This window comes from Marinomonas phycocola (genome assembly GCF_047525455.1).
Lineage (GTDB): Bacteria > Pseudomonadota > Gammaproteobacteria > Pseudomonadales > Marinomonadaceae > Marinomonas.
Window position 1 is genome coordinate 81615 of sequence record NZ_JBLIXL010000002.1, and the last position, 20681, is coordinate 102295.

Below are 20681 nucleotides of genomic sequence, written 5' to 3' on the forward strand. Positions count from 1 at the left end.
GACCTAAGGCTAAATTATGAGTGTATGAGAAGACAAGAAAGGTAAAAAACATCACTTTTCGAGCTTGTCACATTGATAGATAAACAACAGAGTCAAATCATCTACTAGCCTATTCTCTGTTAGTAGATGATCTGCAGTCTGTTATTTACTAGTAATAACCCGCTTGACGCATTTGACGATCCGCTGATGTGTTTGCCGATTTCAGCGCTTTATCAACCGACATACTGCCTGCTAACGCACCTGACACCATTTGCCCTGTTGTTGTACCAATTGCTTGGAACTCAGGAATGGCCGCAAATTGAACACCAACATATGGAGAAGGCTTCATTGTGTTATCAACTGGATCCGCAGAATTAATCGCTTTTAACTCCGCATCAGCAAATACAGCCGCTTTTTGAAATTTTGGATTTTTATAGGTACTGGTACGAGTTCCTGTTGGCACAGAAGCCCAGCCATTGGTATTACCAACAAGCTCTATGTAGTCTTTTGATGTTGCCCAACGAATGAATTTCTGAGCAGCTTCACCGTTTTTTGTCGCCGCTGGTATCGCTAAAGACCAAGCCCATAACCAGTTAGCGCCTTTTTCAGTCGCTTTATATGGAGACTGTGCAAACCCCACCTGATCAGATACTTTACTTTGCTTAGGATCGGTTACAAACGACGCAGCGATGGTGGCATCTATCCACATGCCACATTTACCCTCATTGAAAAGGGCAAGGTTTTCATTGAAACTATTACTGCTGGCGCCCGGTGGCCCATATTTATTTAATAGATCAACGTAGAATGTAACCGCACTCTTCCACTCAGCAGACTCTAGTTGCGGTTTCCAGCCTTCATCAAACCAACGCGCACCAAATGAGTTTGCGATGGTGCTCATCAATGCCATATTGTCACCCCAACCCGCTTTGCCTCGAAGACAAATGCCGTAAATGCCATTACTTGGGTCATTTACCGCTGCAGCTACATCTCGAATATGATCCCAGCTATCACGGTCATTAATTTCCATCCCCGCTTTACTTACAAGATCTTTACGGTACATGACCATAGAGCTTTCGCCATAAAATGGCGCCGCGTATAAATCACCCTCGTAAGACAACCCTCCACGAATGGATGGAAGAATGTCATCCGCATCGTAATCACCACTGATGTCTATTGGCTGCAACCAATTCCGCTCTGCCCAAATTGGTGCCTCATACATACCAATTGTCATAACGTCATACAGACCGCTTTTATTGGCGATATCTTGGGTCACATTTTGGCGTAATACACCTTCTTCTAGAGTCACCCATTTCACTTTAATGTCTGGATTGGCTTTCTCAAATTCAGGCGTGAATTTTTGCATTTCAATCATATGACCATTATTTACTGTTGCTACTGTGATTTGCGTTTCAGCAACGGCATGTGTCGCCATAACCGCAGTGGCTAAAGAAACGGCACAAGTAACAGAACTTTTAGCAAGAATATTCATAGGTTGTTCCCCATCTGGAGTATTTTTTTTTATAGTCAGACCTAGTCTTGGTCATTTCTTTACCAAGTGTTAGATACTATAGTTTAGAGCTGGGGGACTCTCTAATACATAAACCACCAATAAAGATACTTTTTTGCCTCACATATAATCATGTTCCTATAAATAGCTCAAAATGGTACATGTTTTACATGAGCGGTATAAATCAACACAACAAAAGTCAAGTATTTACGAAATACGGTGTTTCAAAACATTAAACATAAGAAATAAATGCTTTGAACCATCAATTGAAAGCATCCTCTTTGTATAAAAAACACTATAGACAGAAAATAGGAGGGGTAAGTAAGGTATTCGTGCATTAAGTCCCGAAGATCGATCAATCTTATGAAAGATGAACCCAACAATGGGGCAAAGAAAAAATAAAAGAACTGAGCCACCTACTAACTGAAGTAGCGAAACTTGAATCGAAATAAACTCACCGTGATCGGCGCTGAGTGAATGCCTTATTTATCCATTAAAACGGTCACTCATCGCCAAAAACATCGTCTAATAGTTCACTCTAGAACACGTTAAATCATACTCTAAATCAATACTACCAAAGCTTGGTTCCGCTTGAGCATTACTAAGCGCCAAAGACGCATGTTCTTGATTTAACATAACAAAAGGATTAACTTGTTCAGAAAGCAGTGCTTTTTCTTGATTGATTGCTTGTGGTTTAAGGCCGTCATTTGACCAAATCATTTTACGCTCATCTCTTGGAGACAACCCAATATGCTTACGATAACAGCGGCTAAAATGCGGTGTTGAAATAAATCCGCATGCTGCTGATATTTCAACTACAGACATACTGGATTGTTTTAGTAATTGTCTCGCTCGATCAAGACGCAAACGCAAATAGTACCGAGAAGGAGAGCAATCTAGATATTTATGAAACATACGCTCTAGTTGACGCCTAGAGACATCCACAAAAACAGCTAGTTCATCCAAATCAATAGGCTCTTCTAAATTATTTTCCATCAACTCAATTACATCAACCAATTTAGGTTTGAAGCTACCACCATTATTCACTTGACGTAGTAAGGCACGTTGCTGGTCTGATTCTGTTCGAATACGATCACAAATAAACATGTCCGAAACCGCGCAAGATAACTTCGAACCATGCTCACGTGCAATAAGTGTTAAAAACATGTCTAAAGGTGCACTACCTCCAGAAGAAGTAAAACGCTCTTCATTAATACTAAAGAGTCGATTATTACAATTTACCTTTGGAAAGTTTTCTTGCAGTATGGTTAAACATTCCCAATGAACGCTACAATGATAACCATCTAATAAACCCGCATAAGCTAACACATAAGCACCCGTACAAATGGCACCTAAATTTACGCCTTTTCTCGCTTTTTTTTGTAACCAAGAGACCTGTTTATCATTGAAGTTACGAGTGATATTAACACCACCAACCACCACAATCATATCCAATTCAGGTGCATCCTTAATGGACGAATCTGGTGTTAAACTTAAACCATCACTGGCAAAAACGGGTGCGCCAGTTTCAGTAATAACATGCCAACTGTAGAGTTCTTTAGCCGATAACTGGTTTGCCATACGCAAAGGCTCAATTGAAGAAGCCAAAGCGATCATAGTAAAGTGATCGAGTAATAAAAAACCAACGCGGGTAACGGGTTTAATACTAAGCTGAGCGGTTGAGTCTGTGCAATTGCTCATGGTTTATGCCCTCTTATTCAGTGTTTATTCGATCAAAGCAAAAAACAAACCAATCAAACACTTTTTATTATTTTTACGTGACTCATTTCAAGTTTGGATGACACAAACTCAATATTCCAATAACCCGCATGGCAGGTAAAACAAATAACGTACTGTAACTCTTCTTTTAAACTTCTTTGCATACAAAAGCAATGCATCTTGCATCCAAAGAGACTATTTAGGGGTTATACGTCAGAAATAGTATTAAAATTCCACACACACATCAGAGAGAGGCACAGTACAGCAGGACAGTACATAACCGCTTTCTACATCTTCATCTGTAATGCCACCATTATGCTCCATTTGTGTCTCACCGGATTTCACCAGTACTTTACAAGTACCACAAATGCCCATTCCACATGCTTTAGGAATGTGCAAATCCAATTTGGCTGCGGCATTATGGATCGTCTCATCTTTCGTAATTTGAATACTCTTACCTTGGTGCGCAAACTCCACGCTCAATAGATCTTCACGATTAATCGCATCCGCTTCTTCTTGAGCCACTTCAGCCATTTCAATCGCGTCTTCCACAATCGATTCAGGCGTCGCACCAAATGATTCTTCATGGTAATGGCTCATATCAAACCCCTTATCAATAAGAAGCGATTTGATGGCTTTCATATAAGGCGCTGGTCCACAACAGAAAATCTCACGCTCCATAAAATCAGGAGCAACCATTTTCAGCTTGTCAAAATCAAGGAAACCACGATAACCATTCCAAGTTAAACCGTTGTGCATTCTTTCCACAATCATATGAAGGCTAAAATTACCTTCTCTCGATGCCATATGATCCAGCTCTCTAGGGTAAATTAAATCTCTAGGTGTCCGAGCACTATGAACAAAAGTAACATCTACCTCGGCATTTGTATCAAACCACCAACGAGCCATAGACATTACAGGGGTGATACCAACACCACCTGACAATAAAAGTACTTTTTCTGACGGATAGTCGATGCAGTTAAAGTTGCCAACAGGACCATGGACGGCAAGTTCCATCCCTACGCTCATATTATCGTGCAACCAATTGGACACGACACCACCCATGACTCTTTTTACGGTAATAGAAAAGCTGTATGGCACGGACGGAGAACTGGATATAGTATAAGAACGCATAACTTGTTTATTATCAATTTCAAGCTCTAACGTTACAAACTGTCCCGGTTTAAAGAAAAACATGACGGGCTGCTGCGCCATAAAACAGAAGGTACATACGTCCCATGATTCTTGAATTACCTTGACACAACGAACATTATGACGTCCGTTGACCCAAGTTTGAGTATTTACTGGTGCAAAGTAATCGGCATTGATTGAAGTAGTCATGATTGATCCCTCTTACGGCATGGTGATTCCACCCTATTTGGGCATTGTCGTTCTACTTTTACGATTGCAGTTAACTATTCACGACATTTTATTGCTCATAGCTACCACACTGGGTTCTCACTCACTTCTATCGTTTAATGAGGGTCGATTTTAGTCTGCGCCATGTCGTTAATAGTCACTTTGAAAATCATACCTTGTGTGAGCATAGCCTTATAAATGCAATATCTGAATGAACACTTCCGCTCACTCAGACAACCAACTACCCGTCTTACCCAAAGGGAAAGAATATTAACCACTCTTTTTGTCATTAAGGCTGAAAAAGATGAACCAGAATGATTTGCTAAACTTGCGCCACGCGACCCTCGACGAAGCACGTAATGATATGTACGAGCGATTATCTTCACGTGATGCTAATTATTCGTTAGACGCTCCTCTTTATAATGACCCACATATGTTTCGCATCGACATGGAGGAAGTTTTCCAAAAAGAGTGGCTTTTTGTTGGCATGAGCAGTGAAGTCCCTAAAAGAGGCGACTATTTCACTGTTGAAATCGGTCAAAATCCTGTGTTAGTTATTCGAGATGCGGACGGGTCAGTCAATGCATTCCATAACACATGTCGTCACCGTGGTTCCCGCCTATGTACAGAAAAACACGGTAAAGTAGCCAACCTTGTTTGCCCTTACCACCAATGGACTTATGACTTGAAAGGCAACTTATTGTTTGCTGGCATGGAGATGGGTAACGGTTTTGATAAACAGAAACACGGTTTAAAACGTGCTCACTGTAAAACAGCGGGCGGTTTTGTATTTGTTTGTTTAGCAAATGAAGCACCCAAAGGCGATTTTGATGACTTCTTGCAAACGCTTGAAGAATACATGGAGCCGTACGATGTAGAAAACACTAAGCTAGCCATTGAATCCAACATGTACGAACGAGCTAACTGGAAGCTCGTCCTAGAAAACAATCGCGAATGCTACCATTGCGCTGCAAACCATCCAGAACTTCTTAATACACTTCTAGAATGGGATGATACCAATGATCCTAGAGCGCCCAAAGACTTCCTAGATCACTATCAAGCTCAAGCAGATAAGTGGGATGCAGAAAGCATTCCTCATGCACACAAAAGCTTTGGCCCAGGGCTACGTAACCGCATTGTACGTATGCCATTAAAAAAAGGGACTCAAGCCATGACAATAGATGGAGAGGCTGCTTGTAAAAAACTGTTAGGCCGCGTCAACAATCCAGAACTAGGATCCATGCGTATTTTGCATTTACCCAACTCATGGAACCATATGCAATCAGATCATTTTATTGTGTTCCGCGTATTACCTATTTCCGCTCAAGAGACCATGGTAACAACTAAGTGGTTTGTTCATAAAGACGCCGTAGAAGGTGTAGATTACGATCCTGAACGCCTTCGGAAGGTATGGGATGCAACCAATGAACAAGACCGAGTTCTTGGAGAGCAAAACCAATTAGGCATTAACTCCATTGCGTATCAACCAGGACCTTATTCAGAGACGTATGAGTTCGGTGTAATGAATTTCATTGAATGGTACAGCGATACGATGCTTAAAAACCTTAAAAAATAATATTCATTCCTCATGACTAAGCAAATAACCCCAGACAGACGCCTTTCTGTTTGGGGTTATTTACCTCTAAAGACCAATCAGTCCGCCATAGGGCAAGACAAATACTGTCGATCTGTCATAACTTAAATCACCTACTAGCACCTACACAAACAATAAAACCCAGATAACAACACAGTAAAGCTTAAAGAGTTCTGAAATAGAAAAACAGTGCAATAACTTTGGTTTGGTTTGGAATGAGTATAGCGAAAGAATATGAAATATGATTTAAATTGCAAGGCAATAAAAAAAGAAAGGATTAATACTAGAAAGTATCTTGAAGTGGTTGCGGGAGCAGGATTCGAACCTACGACCTTCGGGTTATGAGCCCGACGAGCTACCAGACTGCTCCATCCCGCGACTGATACACATTAATTTAATGTGTTCTTTTCACTTATACACACTACAACTTGGTTGCGGGAGCAGGATTCGAACCTACGACCTTCGGGTTATGAGCCCGACGAGCTACCAGACTGCTCCATCCCGCGACTGACACACATCATTTCAATGTGCTTTTTTAACTTATTCATGATACAACTTGGTTGCGGGAGCAGGATTCGAACCTACGACCTTCGGGTTATGAGCCCGACGAGCTACCAGACTGCTCCATCCCGCGACTGATACACATTATTCCAATGTGCCTGATCATTTTTATACTGAACATAATTTGGTTGCGGGAGCAGGATTCGAACCTACGACCTTCGGGTTATGAGCCCGACGAGCTACCAGACTGCTCCATCCCGCGACTAATTACTTCTATTGAGAAGAACCAAACTGGTGACTTGCTTCTTACTGTCTCAACGAGGTGCGTATTATATAGAGCAAGACATTAGAGTCAAGCTCTTTCAGTTTTTTTATTAGTAAACAACGATGTTGGTCGCTCTTTAAGCCCTAAGATCGTAAAGAAATGGTGTATACCATTAGACTGAGATTGTATGTCTTGAGAGTATTGAGAAAGCACCCTTTTTGCCTCTTCTGACATTTCGTTCCAATTTCGAATATAACGAATCAACCGAGGATCTTCTAAACTGGAAGCTACCCATCCATTGTAACCTTCCTTAATTAAGTTCGATTCAGAAGTATGACAAACCAAAATAATAGGAATGCCACAAGCGTTGGCACAATGGATTAAATGTCCATCATTACAGGCTCGAATTGAGAGGACTAAAAGATCGATACCTTCAAATTCACTGAAAAAGCGCTCCAACACATTTTGTTTCTCGATAGTCACTACATTAGCTTGCTGTTGTTTTATGATATTCGCTAATACAGGGCCGTTAGGATCTTCCGATATCACCCCGATGGAGCCATTAAACTGTACTTTAGATGCCATTGTGGGAATAAAAACCAATGGATTCTCTATTGCCTTCCATTTAAAGTGCTCGGAAAATTTTTGTGTAAAAGTATCAAGCGTTGAAGATGCGTAACCCGTATGCTCCAGGCCTTCTGGTAAAGCATTACAAATGAGGGGGACTCCTAATGCAGGTTTTAATAATTTAGCAAGAATATTTGCTTGGGCGCCAAATGATAAAATAATGTCAGGATTCACATCGTGTATTTGATTAAACAGAGCTCTCATTCCATACCTTATACGGCCAGATGATAAATCTTGTTTATAATTAAACTGAATGACGGTCAACGTCATATTAAAATGCGAGCTCTTTTTCTCAAAAGCACGAATAAAATTCTTTAATGATTTCGTTGCACGACGTGCATCCCAAACTAACAGTACATTATGCATGCTATTCCATTCTCGAAAGACATTAATTCATTGTAGTTATCTACTTTCCACTTGAAAGCATTTTAGTCAGATTTTACAACAACTCGTAAAAAGCTTGCTGTATGATACCCATAAAACTTTTTCAATGAGAGGATTATTTATGTCACTTGATTCAATACTTAAAAAATCAACCATTCCGTTTAAAGAAGACGCCATTATTGGAAGAAAAGAACCTATTAAAATTTCATCCATTCACGCGGTTACAAAAGAAGACATTTCTCGACTACCAAACGAAAATGAAGAAATGATTGTTTTAGGAATGGGTTGTTTTTGGGGAGCAGAACGCAAGCTATGGAACACTGAAGGCGTTATTATTACGGCTGTAGGCTATGCAGGTGGTTACACTGAAAACCCAACCTATGAAGAAACTTGCACTGGGCAAACTGGCCATTCTGAAGTCGTTAAAGTGATTTTTGATAAAACAGTTACCTCTTTAGAAGCCATCTTAAAAGTATTTTGGGAAAACCATGATCCAACACAAGGAATGAGACAAGGTAATGACATCGGCAACCAATACCGATCCGTTATCTATTCCACAAAGGAAGATCAACATGAATTAATTGAAAGCAGTGTCGCGTCGTATCAAGCTCGTTTAATCAGTGCAGGTATGGCAATGATTACAACAGAAAGAGAACCTCTAGACACTTTCTATTATGCAGAGGAATACCACCAACAATATCTTTATAAGAACCCCAATGGATATTGCGGCTTATCTGGTACTGGCGTATCGTGCCCGATAGGTCTCTCTATTTAATAAGCCCCGCTTTCTTTCCTCAGCTACATGCCTTGATTAAGCCATAGGGTATGTAACTGAGATTTGTCAATTTTTGTTTTTGATAAGATACATCTCGACAGGTTACTGATGAGCCAATTGCTTTTAAATGTTTATCAAAAATAGGAAAAACAGCGATCGATACAGTGAACAATAGCGTACAAATGATACCGTCTATAAATACGTTATAACGCACAAAACATGTACTCGCTAGCCTTCATTTTCATTAATGGACTATAATATGATCTCTACCCCAAAGATGTCCCACATCACATCAGGCTTTGTTGCAGTATTAGTTGGCTACACCAGCTCTGTTGCGATCATTTTTCAAGCCGCCACCGCATCGGGAGCGGACAGCAGCCAGATCAGCTCGTGTTTATGGGCGTTAGGTATAGGGATGGGAGTAACCAGTTTCGGGCTTTCCCTTTATTATAAAACGCCCATTCTTACTGCGTGGTCCACTCCAGGAGCAGCATTACTCGCAACAGGTCTTATTGGAACCAGCATCGAAGAGGCGATTGGTCTTTTTATCGTGTGTTCCGCCCTAATCACACTCTGTGGCGTTATGGGGTTAGTCGAGAAAATCATGTCCTTTGTTCCCAGTTCATTAGCATCCGCTATGCTTGCTGGCGTATTGTTTCCTTTCGCCACGAGTGGTTTTGGCGCGTTGAACACACATACTTTACTTGTTGGTTCTATGATTACGGCTTTCTTTATTATGAAAAGAATCGTACCCACTTACGCCGTTCCAGCCGTTCTAGTGGTTGGAATTACTATTGCGTCATTGCAACACTTGATTACGTATGATCACGTCTCATTAATTTTATCAACGCCTGTCTGGACAACGCCAACTTTCTCTCTTACCAGTATCATAGGCATTGGCATCCCTTTATTTATCGTTACTATGGCATCACAAAATGTCCCTGGACTCGCCGTGTTAAGGTCGCATGGCTATAACACCTCGTCATCGCCTCTTATTAGTTGGACGGGGATAACAGGGCTTGTTTTGGCTCCGTTCGGTGGATTCGCGTTTAATCTCGCGGCCATTACAGCCGCAATATGTATGGGAGAAGAAGCGGATAAAAATAAAAAAACACGTTATTTTGCATCAATGTGGGCAGGGGTATTTTATATTTTTATGGGCTTGTTTAGCGCCACTGTCGTTTCATTATTTGCTTCCTTCCCCCAAGCTCTTATCTTTGCTATTGCAGGATTAGCCTTGTTAAGCACAATTGGAAATAGTCTTTATCAAGCGTTAAATCAACAACTTGAACGGGATGCAGCGTTGACAACATTTATCATCACCGCATCAGGTTTGTCGCTTTATGGCATTGGCAGTGCTTTTTGGGGGTTAATTATTGGTTTGTGTGTGTACCATTTTTATCAAAAAAACACTTAAGTCAAACCTCTCTTACAATAATCCGATATTATGGCCAGAGATTTAAATACCAAAGACTATTTAATCATATCATTCTGTTCTAATATGCTTATTCGCGCATATTGCTGCGCAATGCATTTTAATAATAAAAGTACCTCAAGATATAACCTAAGCGAACTAGGAGAGTTAAATGAGTTTATTTAAGAACGTATTTAAAACAGCAACGATTGGCGCGGCGCTACTTGTTGGATTAAACACAGCATCTCATGCTGTTGATTTGAAGTTTTTTACAATTGGTACAGGCGGTACGGCTTATACTTATTATCCAGTTGGCGGCGTTATTGCCAATGCTATTTCTAACCCACCAGGATCTCGCCCTTGCGCTGAAGGTGGTAGCTGCGGTGTCGAAGGTTTAATTGCTTCTGCTGTGTCTTCTCGTGGATCCGTTGACAATGTAAACGCCGTCTTATCTGGCTTACGTGATTCTGGTTTTGCTCAATCTGATGTCGCTTACTGGGCTTATACTGGCACAGGAACAATGGAAGGCAAAAAACCTGCTACGGATCTTCGTACAATTGCAGCCTTGTTTGAAGAGCACATTCACCTAGTATCTTTGGATGGAAGTGGAATCAACTCTGTTGCAGATCTAAAAGGCAAACGTGTTTCTTTGGATGAACCAGGTTCCGGTACTTACGTAGATGCTAAACTGATTTTGGAAGCAAACGGTTTAAGCACAAAAGACGTAAATGTAGAAGCGCTAAAAGGAAACGCGGCTTCCGAAGCATTACGTAACGGCAAAATTGATGCATTTTTCACGGTTGCAGGTTACCCAACAGGCAGCATTGTTGAGTTAGCTTCTGCAGAAGAGATCAAATTGGTTCCTATTGATGGGCCAGCAGCAAAAGCGTTAACCGATAAGTATGGCTTCTTTGCAGAAAGTAGCATCCCTGCAGGTGCGTATGAAGGCGTTGATGCAACCAACACGGTTGCTGTTGGCGCTCAATGGTACACAAGTGCAAAACAAGATGAAGAGCTTGTTTATAACATAACAAAAGCATTATGGAACGATAAGTCCCGTAAATTATTAGATGTTGGCCACTCAAAAGGAAAAAGCATTACTGTTGAAACCGCATTGAATGGTATTGGTGTACCTTTACACCCAGGTGCAGAACGTTTCTATAAAGAAGCTGGCATCATTAACTAATATCATTGCTTAATAATAACTCGGGTGCTTATTAGCACCCGATTTTTTTTCATTAGATTTTATTGGAGTCAATATGTCATCTGATGCAGACAGAGAACTCACCGCAGAAGAGTTAGCTGCGATAGAGAGAAAATACGACCCCGAACTTGCCTTTCGACCCACAGGAAAAATGTTAACCATTATCATTGCTGCTATCCTCGTTGCAATGTCTGGTTACCACTTCTATGCCTCAGGGTTCGGCTTAGTTCGAGAAGTACTACATAGAGGCATACACATATCATTTGTGTTAGGGCTTGTCTTTTTACTCTTTTCATATCGTAAATCCCCTTCAACGGACCTCCCTCCACCAGTATGGTATCGCATTGGTGGTGTTTCCATTTTAGACATCATTTTCTGTATTTCATCTGTCGTTGCCGCATTGTACTTACCTTTACTTCCTCCAGAAGTACTGGCAAACAGAGTAGGTAACCCTTCAGAAATTGATATTCTAATGGGTACAGCATTATTGCTATTAACACTAGAAGCAACACGACGCTCAGTTGGGCCAACACTGCCTATTATTGGATTAATATTTATTGCCTTCGCCTTGTTTGGCCCCTACGCCCCTGGTGCCTTAAAGCACGGCGGTACAAGTTGGTTGGGGCTAATTAATCACCTCTACTTAACCAATCAAGGCATTTATGGTGTTGCTATTGGTGTTATGGCTCAGTATGTCTTCTTATTTATTCTTTTTGGTGTGTTAGCCACAAGAATTGGTTTAGGACAGCTATTTATCGATCTTGCAATGGTCATTGCAGGGAGATACTCCGGTGGCCCAGCAAAAGTGGCCATATTTTCATCCGCTTTCATGGGAACTATTTCAGGATCATCGATTGCCAATACGGTTACAACTGGCGCATTAACCATTCCAGCCATGAAAAAAGTAGGTTATCCACCCCACTTTTCAGGTGCTGTTGAGGCGACCTCTTCAACTGGCGGGCAAATCACGCCTCCTATTTTGGGTGCTGCGGCATTCATCATGGTTGAATACCTTGAAATCCCATTAAGAGATGTTTTAACTGCAGCACTTTTCCCTGCATTACTGCATTACTTTGGCATTTTCATCATGGTTCACCTTGAAGCCAAAAAACTGGGCCTACGCGGCCTAAGTGCAGAAGAGCTACCAAAAGCTGGGTTAGTCATCAAACAACATTGGTTATCTATCATTCCGCTCGCCATTCTTGTGTATTTCATTTTGGATGGAAGAACACCTGATTTTGCTGCGGTATATGGCATTATTGCCTGTGTTGTTGTCGGCTTCCTTAATCCAGTAAATCGATTATCAATAAAAGATTTATGGGACTCTTTGGCTGTTGGCGCGAAAAACACCTTAGCGGTAGGTGCGGCGGCGGCCACAGTAGGTGTTGTGGTTGGTGTGGTTACGTTAACAGGTGTCGGCTTTAGACTAGGTTATGTTGTTGTTCAGACAGCGACGGACATGGGCGCTGTTATTGGAGACATCTGGCCACTGAATTACTTCTCAGTCGAACAGTGGGCTCTATTTGTATCACTCATCTTAATTGCACTTGCGTGTATTATCATGGGGGCAGGCATACCAACCACAGCCACTTATATTATTTTGGTTGCGGTTGCGGCTCCAGCATTGGCACAGTTAAATGTAGAGCCGTTAGTGTCTCACTTCTTTGTGTTTTATTATGGGGTTCTCGCGGACATTACACCGCCCGTTGCGCTGGCAGCCTACGCTGCTGCAGGGATTGCAGGATCTAACCCATTTAAAACAGGCAATACAGCGTTCCGCTTAGGCATTGCTAAGGCATTGGTTCCTTTTGTATTTGTTTACTCTCCAGCACTGTTAATCGTAGCAGAAGGCTTCACTTGGTATGCTTTCTTCGTCACATTAATTGGCGCAATGCTTGGGATTGCAACCTTAGGAACCGCGTTCGCAGGTTATCTATTTGCACCAATGAGCATGGCTCAACGTTGGTGGTTTGCTTTGGTTTCCTTCCTATTCATTGCCCCTGGAATACTTACAATGGCAATTGGCTTGGTTCTCATTGCACCAATGATCATTTTGCAACTGCGTCAGAAGAAAGTTGCTACTTAACGAGACGCTATCCAGCCCTGATTAAACTGAAAGACCGCTTAACTGAGCGGTTTTTTTTCAATCTCATTTTGTCATCTCTTTGACATTTACCTTAAGTACTCTTTAAGCATCACTCATTATGTTCGCCCTTTCATTTAAATGATTTTTCAGTATTAAGGGAAAAATATATTTACACATACGTTTTTTCATATATGATATTTTCTATCATTTAATACAACCTATGAGTCGTCATTTACATGGAACCAATGCAATTTTATAAATCACTATCCGATGAGACTCGCTTAAAAAGCCTTTTACTCATTCAACAGGAAGAGGAACTGTGCGTATGCGAACTCGTTGTCGCATTAGGTGAAGTCCAGCCTAAGATATCGCGTCATTTAGCTCATCTGCGTGAAACAAAACTGTTAGTAGACAGGCGACAAAGTAAATGGGTTTTCTACCGAATAAATCCAGATTTACCTAAATGGGCCTTAGACATTTTATCCATTAGTTCTTCGAACAATACAGAATTCTTAAAAGAAAATACCACTCGATTAACCACGATGGGAAACCGCCCAGAAAGAGCGGCTCTTTGTTGTAAGTAGTACCAGCGTTTAAGACGTTATCTCTAACATAGTAATTGAATACAAAAGGAAAATAACATGGCAATTAAAGTCGGCATTAACGGTTTTGGCCGTATGGGGCGTTTATCATTTCGTGCAGCATTTGACTGGGAGGAAATTGAATTTGTACAAATTAATGACCCAGCAGGAGATGCAGCAACACTGGCTCACTTGGTAACCTTTGATTCGATTCATGGTCGCTGGCATCATGAAGCAACCCATCAAGGAAACAACTTAATCGTTAGTGGTAAAAGTATTCCCTGTACTCAAAATACATCCATCGAAGAGACAGATTGGTCAGGCTGTGACATTGTGATCGAAGCATCAGGGAAAATGAAAACCAAGGCTTTACTGCAAGCTTATCTTGACCAAGCTGTAAAACGGGTTGTGGTAACCGCGCCCGTAAAAGAAGATGGCGTATTAAATGTTGTGATGGGTGTAAATCAAAATTTATATGATAAAAAACAACATCCAATTGTCACTGCGGCATCCTGCACTACCAACTGCCTAGCGCCCATTGTAAAAATCATCCATGAGAACTTAGGCATAGCACATGGCTCAATGACCACTATACATGACATCACCAACACTCAAACCATACTTGATGCGCCCCATAAAGATTTGAGACGCGCTCGGGCGTGCGGCTTAAGTTTGATCCCCACAACAACAGGATCAGCAACAGCCATCACCAATATCTTTCCAGAGCTTACAGGTAAATTAAACGGTCATGCCGTTAGGGTTCCTCTGGCAAATGCATCATTAACCGATTGTGTATTTGAAGTCAGCCGCCCAACCACTGAAGAAGAAGTAAACGGGCTACTCAAAGAAGCATCAGAAAACGCATTAAAAGACATTTTAGGCTACGAAGAAAGACCTCTTGTATCTGTTGATTACAAAACAGACTCAAGATCAAGCATCATTGATGCATTATCAACCATGGTCATCAATGGTACTCAAGTGAAGCTCTACGCTTGGTATGACAACGAGTGGGGCTATGCGAATAGAACTGCTGAATTAGTCAAATTTGTTGGCATAAAAGACAAGGAATAATCAATAATAATGCGCTTTTCTTTTCGTACTCTGTCAGACGACATAAAACAATATTTAATTATTACAGGAAATTACTGGGCTTTCACCTTAACGGATGGCGCTTTAAGAATGTTAGTGGTATTACACTTTCATAACCTTGGCTACCAACCCTTAGAAATTGCCAGTTTGTTTCTGTTTTATGAATTTTTTGGTGTTATAACCAATCTATTTGGTGGTTGGCTGGGTGCGAGAATTGGCTTAAACAAAACCATGAACATAGGGCTTTTTTTACAAATAATCGCCTTATCGATGCTTTTAGTACCAGAAGACATGCTTATCGTCCCGTGGGTTATGGCGGCACAAGCCTTATCTGGTGTTGCAAAAGATTTAAATAAGATGAGTGCAAAAAGTGCCATAAAAACGCTTGTACCAAAAAATGCTGAAGACCAACTCTACAAATGGGTTGCACTGTTAACAGGCTCCAAAAATGCGTTAAAAGGTATTGGCTTTTTCATTGGCGGACTTTTACTCTCTTTAATCGGGTTTCAGCAGACAATTATAGCCATGGCCACTGCACTCTTCGCTATCTGGTTATTCAGTTTAATTAGTATTAAAAGCGATTTAGGTAGAGCGAAAAATAAAGCCAAGTTCACAGACATTTTTTCCAAGAGCCCCGCCATTAACTCTCTTTCCGCTGCCCGTTTGTTTCTATTCGGCGCTAGAGACGTTTGGTTTGTTATCGCTTTGCCCGTATATTTATCAACTGCATTTAGATGGGATCATTGGACTGTTGGAGGTTTTCTAGCACTTTGGGTTATTGCTTATGGGATAGTGCAAAGCATTGCTCCGCGCATAACAGGTGTAAAGTCAAAAAAACGTCAATCTATTAACGTCCCACCGGATGGGAAAAGTGCAATCAACTACGCATTTTGCCTAGCCTTTATTCCTGCTTGCATTGCACTTGCGTTAACATTCGACTTTCACACTCAAGCCAGTTTACTTATTGGGCTGTTACTATTCGGGGCCGTATTCGCAGTCAACTCATCCTTGCACAGTTATTTGATTGTCAGCTACGCCAAAGAAGATGGCGCATCCTTAGATATTGGCTTTTATTACATGGCGAACGCACTTGGAAGGTTAATTGGAACGGTTTTATCTGGATGGATTTTTCAAGAATATGGGCTAATTGCGTGTTTATGGGTTTCTTCGAGTTTTCTACTTATCACCAGTGTAATCTCATTAGGCCTACCACGACTCAAACCTCAAGAGGTTTGAGTTCAGTGGCTGATTATTTAAAAGAGAAGCTTGTCTCAGGCTAAATATCGTCTTTTGTAATAAATTTCATAGAAATAGAATTCACGCAGTGACGGATGTTTTTTTCAGTTAAATACTCACCTTCAAAAACATGCCCTAAATGCCCCTCACATGTTGCGCACACTATTTCAACTCGATGACCATCTGCATCAGGAACCCGCTTTACTGCGCCTGTGATTTCATCATCAAAACTGGGCCATCCACAATGAGAGGGAAACTTATGTTCTGAGCGATAAAGAGGAGAATCACATTGTTTACAGACGTATAACCCTCTCTCAAATAGGTCCGTATATTCTCCAGTAAAAGCACGCTCAGTCCCTTTATTTACAATAACTCGCTGCTCTTCTGGTGTAAGAGTATTAAAATGTTCTTTGGTCGCCATTTTGCGCCCCCTGAATATGAATCATAATTGTTTGCATGATTCTATCCATTAAAAACGCAACAAGTAAATAACTATTTTTTTCGCACAGTAAAAGCGCATAAAAAAGGCAAAATAAGCGGTCATACTCATTCTGCCTTTTTCGAAAGCCATTCTTTAACACAAAGAAAACTACGCTTTAGAAACAGCCAGTGCTGTTCCCATTCCACCACCAATACACAAGGTAGCTAAGCCTTTTTTAGCACCACCCTTTTGCATTTCATGAATTAAAGTAACAAGAACTCGACAACCTGATGCACCAATTGGATGCCCAAGAGCAATTGCACCACCATTCACATTTACTTTTTCTGCATCCCAACCAAGCTCTTTATTCACACTTAATGCCTGTACCGCAAACGCTTCATTGGCCTCTATTAGATCAAGATCATCGATTGTCCAATTGATTTTTTGTAAACATTTTCTAGTCGCATGAATAGGGCCTGTTCCCATAATTTCAGGATCGATCCCCGCATTAGCATACCCTTCTACATACACTAATATTGGCAGGCCTAACGCCTTGGCTTTCTCTTCTGTAGTAACAACGACCATCGCTGCACCATCATTTAACGTTGATGCATTACCCGCGGTCACTGAGCCCTCTTTTTTAAATGCAGGGCGAAGTTTGCCTAATGACTCAGCCGTTGTCTGAGGTCTAGGCTGTTCATCTTCATCAACAACAAGGTCATCTTTTCTTCTTTGAGGAACACGAATAGCAACAATTTCATCTTTGAAACGCCCTGAAGACAAAGACTTAGACGCTTTTTGTTGCGATGCCGCAGCAAACGTATCTTGCTCAGTACGGGAAATATCCCAACGTTCTGCTATGTTTTCTGCTGTCATGCCCATATGGTAGTCATTAAACGCATCCCATAGACCATCAGTCACCATGGAGTCAATTAACCCCCAATCCCCCATCTTTTGGCCATTACGGCTATTAGGAAGAACATGAGCCGCTTGACTCATAGACTCTTGACCACCCGCAACAACCATTTTGGCATCACCTGCCAGAATGGCTTGAGCAGCCAATTGCACGGCCTTCAAACCAGAACCACACACCTTATTAATCGTCATTGCTGACACATGGTTTGGTAAACCTGCTTTCAATGCCGTTTGACGCGCTGGGTTTTGTCCGCAACCAGCCGTAAGTACTTGTCCAAGAATCACTTCATCAATATGAGACGTCAATTCTGGCTGAGCCGTTAACATACTAGATAAAAGCTGACGCCCAATTTCTACTGCACTTAATGACGACAAACCACCAGAGAATGCACCGATAGGTGTGCGATTCGCTGCAACAATCACAATTTTCATAATACCGTTTCCACTAAATAGTAAGTATTCGCCATTCCATACTCCGAATAAGCGCTATAAAATCAATTAAATTGCATTTCTGGAACATGATCAGGAATGATCAATTTACCCTGCGTTTTTTCTTTAATTTCTTCAACACTGACGCCAGGAGCACGTTCTTTTAACATGAACGCACCGTTCTCAATTTCCAGCCAAGCCAAGTCTGTTAAGACTTTTTTGATACAACCTTTTCCTGTAAGAGGCAAAGAGCATGCTTCTAACAATTTAGAGTCACCATTTTTAGAAGCATGAGTCATTGTGACGATAATATTATCCGCCCCTGCAACCAAATCCATTGCGCCACCCATCCCTTTGATCAATTTATTTGGAATCATCCATGACGCAATGTTTCCCTGCACATCGACTTCGAATGCGCCCAAAACGGTTAAATCAACATGCCCACCACGAATCATGGCAAATGATTCCGCAGAAGAAAAAATAGACGCTCCCGATACCGCAGTAACCGTTTGCTTACCCGCGTTAATCATATCCGCATCAATGGTTTCATCGGTTGGAAACGACCCCATTCCCAATAAACCATTTTCAGATTGGAGCATCACTTCCATTCCCTCTGGAACAAAGTTTGCTACCAATGTAGGAATACCAATTCCTAAATTCACATAAAAGCCATCTTGTAATTCACGCGCAACACGCATTGCCATTTGATCTCTAGAAAGTGTCATAACATCACCCAAATACAGTTTAAAACTACTCTTGAAAAAATGAATCGCGGACAGTCAAAGTACTGAATCTTATGCAGATTCAGTAACCGTGCGTTTTTCAATGCGCTTCTCAAAAGAACCAACGATTAATCGATCAACGTAAATTCCTGGAGTATGAATATGCGCTGGATCCAATTCACCAACTTCAACCAATTCTTCCACTTCAACGACTGTAATTTTTCCAGCCGTTGCCGCTAACGGGTTAAAGTTTTGAGCCGTATGACGATAGATAACATTTCCATAACGATCGGCTTTCCAACCTTTTACAATCGCAAAATCACCGCGGATTGACTCTTCTAATACATACTCTCGACCATTAAACTCTCTTACTTCCTTTCCTTCGGCAACGGGAGTGCCAACACCTGTCGCAGTATAAAATGCAGGGATACCGGCTCCACCAGCACGCATTTTCTCAGCAAGTGTGCCTTGTGGCGTGAGTTCGACTTCTAATTCACCGTTCAATAACTGTTTTTCAAAAAGCGCGTTTTCACCAACATAGGAAGACACCATTTTTTTAACTTGCATGCCTTCTAACAACACACCTAAACCAAAACCATCCACACCGCAATTGTTAGAAACGATGGTTAAGCCTTTTGTCTGGCGTTTTTTAATTTCAGCAATCAAGTTTTCTGGTATGCCACACAATCCAAAACCACCAGCAATCACCGTCATTCCATCTTCTATTCCAGCCATTGCTTCTTCATAGCTGTCCACGACTTTATCGAAACCTGCCATTTTTACACCTCTTTGAGTATTAAGCGTGAACTTAATTAAATTGAAACGTACGTTTTACTTGTTTTAAGTGTGTATTAGTTTTATATATTAATTAAGTTTATTTTTTCTATTTATTAATTGGGCTTTTCAATGAATATAAAACAAATTAGAGCGTTTGTTACCATTGCCCGTACATTAAGCTTTGCGGAAGCGGCCAACATACTTCACCTTTCGCAACCCACTCTAAGCCTGACTATAAAAAACTTAGAGGAATCTCTAGGGGGAAGATTATTAAGTCGAACCACAAGAACCATTGCACTTACACCGGAAGGAGACGCTTTATTACCAATTGCAAAACAATTACTCGCCCAATGGGATAATGCTCAAGAAGAGATACACCAACGCTTCTCTCTAAAAAAAGGCAAAATTGCCATCGCAGCAATGCCCTCCTTTGCCGCGTCACTTTTGCCTGAAGGACTGGTCAACTACCACAAAAAATACCCGAAAATAAAAATAGAAGTACACGATGTGTTGGCCGACACAGTGGTTGATATGGTTCGTCAAGGGCGTTTAGAAATTGGCATTTCATTTGATCCAGGTAATAGTGAAGACTTAAGTTTTAAACCATTATTCAAAGACAGATTTATTGCCGTCATCCCAGAGAATCACGATCTCAAAGATGCCCTGCAAGTATCATGGAGACATTTATTAAAAGACGATTTTATTACGTTACAACGGCCTTCTAGTCTTCGCCAATTAATCGAAGAAACGCTTGAAAAAAATGACCTCACGCTCTCCGTTGCGTATGATGCACATCAACTTGCAACCGTTGGTCGCATGGTTGCTACAGGATTAGGTGTCGCTGTAGTACCAGCACTTTGTGAGCAACAAATGCGCGAACAAGGCGCTCATTGTTTGCCTGTGGTCGAGCCGATGATTGAAAGAGATATTGGTATCATTACACGCAGTAGAACACAGCTATCCACTGCCGCCGTCACAATGATAGACGTACTGATTCGTACATTTGAACTAAAAAGAGGAGACAGATAAAACACGAAAGCGTCCTTACAAGCAGGGTCTCTTTTGAGAAAAGAGCCAAGTTGCTTTCAACATAGAAA

Annotated in this window: 17 protein-coding genes and 4 tRNA genes; 9 read left to right on the forward strand and 12 right to left on the reverse strand. The window is 41.2% G+C overall.

The genetic code is table 11. The features are described 5' to 3' along the window. Window positions 1–148 precede the first annotated feature (148 nt). The 3 genes from ACMUMJ_RS02165 to gbcB all read right to left on the reverse strand — a co-directional run bounded on the left by ACMUMJ_RS02165 (window position 149) and on the right by gbcB (window position 4546). Window positions 149–1468 (reverse strand): ABC transporter substrate-binding protein, encoded by a 1320-nt coding sequence (locus tag ACMUMJ_RS02165; protein ID WP_414677165.1) that lies wholly within the window; start codon window positions 1466–1468, stop codon window positions 149–151. A 543-nt stretch (window positions 1469–2011) separates the two neighbouring features. Next, entirely contained in the window at window positions 2012–3187 is a 1176-nt protein-coding gene (gene gbdR / locus ACMUMJ_RS02170) for a choline metabolism transcriptional regulator GbdR (RefSeq protein ID WP_414677166.1), read from the reverse strand. Window positions 3188–3430: 243 nt separating this feature from the next. Then, a complete protein-coding gene (gbcB, locus tag ACMUMJ_RS02175) occupies window positions 3431–4546 on the reverse strand; it encodes a glycine betaine monooxygenase reductase subunit (RefSeq protein ID WP_414677167.1) in 1116 nt (371 codons plus the stop codon). Window positions 4547–4868: 322 nt separating this feature from the next. On the opposite strand from gbcB, the gene gbca reads away from it, so the two are divergent. Continuing rightward, window positions 4869–6140 carry a glycine betaine monooxygenase oxygenase subunit gene (gene gbca / locus ACMUMJ_RS02180; RefSeq protein WP_414677168.1) on the forward strand — a complete coding sequence of 424 codons (1272 nt, stop codon included), beginning with the start codon at window positions 4869–4871 and terminating at the stop codon, window positions 6138–6140. Between the two features lie 319 nt (window positions 6141–6459). On the opposite strand, the gene ACMUMJ_RS02185 is transcribed toward gbca, so the two are convergent. From ACMUMJ_RS02185 to ACMUMJ_RS02205, 5 genes are all read right to left on the reverse strand, one after another. Then, window positions 6460–6536: transfer RNA gene (locus ACMUMJ_RS02185), tRNA-Met, on the reverse strand. Window positions 6537–6587: 51 nt separating this feature from the next. Continuing rightward, window positions 6588–6664 (reverse strand) — tRNA-Met (locus ACMUMJ_RS02190). Between the two features lie 51 nt (window positions 6665–6715). After that, window positions 6716–6792: transfer RNA gene (locus ACMUMJ_RS02195), tRNA-Met, on the reverse strand. A 52-nt stretch (window positions 6793–6844) separates the two neighbouring features. Then, window positions 6845–6921, reverse strand: a tRNA-Met gene (locus ACMUMJ_RS02200). Between the two features lie 90 nt (window positions 6922–7011). Continuing rightward, entirely contained in the window at window positions 7012–7917 is a 906-nt protein-coding gene (locus tag ACMUMJ_RS02205; RefSeq protein WP_414677169.1) for a hypothetical protein, read from the reverse strand. Window positions 7918–8056: 139 nt separating this feature from the next. Between ACMUMJ_RS02205 and msrA the strand changes: the two genes are divergently transcribed. The 7 genes from msrA (at window position 8057) to arsJ (ending at window position 16320) form a co-directional block, all read left to right on the forward strand. Continuing rightward, window positions 8057–8710, forward strand: coding sequence for a peptide-methionine (S)-S-oxide reductase MsrA (msrA, locus tag ACMUMJ_RS02210; protein WP_414677170.1), 654 nt, complete (start codon window positions 8057–8059; stop codon window positions 8708–8710). Between the two features lie 259 nt (window positions 8711–8969). Further along, a complete protein-coding gene (locus tag ACMUMJ_RS02215; RefSeq protein WP_414677171.1) occupies window positions 8970–10127 on the forward strand; it encodes a benzoate/H(+) symporter BenE family transporter in 1158 nt (385 codons plus the stop codon). Between the two features lie 169 nt (window positions 10128–10296). Then, window positions 10297–11310, forward strand: coding sequence for a TAXI family TRAP transporter solute-binding subunit (locus ACMUMJ_RS02220; RefSeq protein ID WP_414677172.1), 1014 nt, complete (start codon window positions 10297–10299; stop codon window positions 11308–11310). A 73-nt stretch (window positions 11311–11383) separates the two neighbouring features. Continuing rightward, on the forward strand, window positions 11384–13414 hold the full coding sequence (locus ACMUMJ_RS02225) for a TRAP transporter permease (RefSeq protein ID WP_414677173.1): 2031 nt from the start codon (window positions 11384–11386) through the stop codon (window positions 13412–13414). A 236-nt stretch (window positions 13415–13650) separates the two neighbouring features. After that, on the forward strand, window positions 13651–13998 hold the full coding sequence (locus ACMUMJ_RS02230; RefSeq protein ID WP_414677174.1) for a metalloregulator ArsR/SmtB family transcription factor: 348 nt from the start codon (window positions 13651–13653) through the stop codon (window positions 13996–13998). Window positions 13999–14055: 57 nt separating this feature from the next. Next, the gene (locus tag ACMUMJ_RS02235) at window positions 14056–15066 is read left to right on the forward strand and encodes an ArsJ-associated glyceraldehyde-3-phosphate dehydrogenase (protein WP_414677175.1); all 1011 of its coding nucleotides are present in this window, start codon (window positions 14056–14058) and stop codon (window positions 15064–15066) included. A 9-nt stretch (window positions 15067–15075) separates the two neighbouring features. After that, on the forward strand, window positions 15076–16320 hold the full coding sequence (gene arsJ / locus ACMUMJ_RS02240) for an organoarsenical effux MFS transporter ArsJ (protein WP_414677176.1): 1245 nt from the start codon (window positions 15076–15078) through the stop codon (window positions 16318–16320). 40 nt (window positions 16321–16360) lie between these two features. Here arsJ and ACMUMJ_RS02245 read toward each other — a convergent pair whose 3' ends face one another. The 4 genes from ACMUMJ_RS02245 to ACMUMJ_RS02260 all read right to left on the reverse strand — a co-directional run bounded on the left by ACMUMJ_RS02245 (window position 16361) and on the right by ACMUMJ_RS02260 (window position 19584). Further along, entirely contained in the window at window positions 16361–16741 is a 381-nt protein-coding gene (locus ACMUMJ_RS02245) for a methionine-R-sulfoxide reductase (RefSeq protein ID WP_414677177.1), read from the reverse strand. Between the two features lie 168 nt (window positions 16742–16909). Then, on the reverse strand, window positions 16910–18088 hold the full coding sequence (locus ACMUMJ_RS02250) for an acetyl-CoA C-acetyltransferase (protein WP_414677178.1): 1179 nt from the start codon (window positions 18086–18088) through the stop codon (window positions 16910–16912). A 62-nt stretch (window positions 18089–18150) separates the two neighbouring features. After that, window positions 18151–18810, reverse strand: a complete 660-nt coding sequence (locus ACMUMJ_RS02255) for a 3-oxoacid CoA-transferase subunit B (RefSeq protein WP_414677179.1) — start codon at window positions 18808–18810, stop codon at window positions 18151–18153. 69 nt (window positions 18811–18879) lie between these two features. Then, the gene (locus ACMUMJ_RS02260; protein WP_414677180.1) at window positions 18880–19584 is read right to left on the reverse strand and encodes a CoA transferase subunit A; all 705 of its coding nucleotides are present in this window, start codon (window positions 19582–19584) and stop codon (window positions 18880–18882) included. A gap of 129 nt (window positions 19585–19713) precedes the next feature. Between ACMUMJ_RS02260 and ACMUMJ_RS02265 the strand changes: the two genes are divergently transcribed. Further along, window positions 19714–20613 (forward strand): LysR family transcriptional regulator, encoded by a 900-nt coding sequence (locus ACMUMJ_RS02265; protein ID WP_414677181.1) that lies wholly within the window; start codon window positions 19714–19716, stop codon window positions 20611–20613. Window positions 20614–20681: the final 68 nt, after the last annotated feature.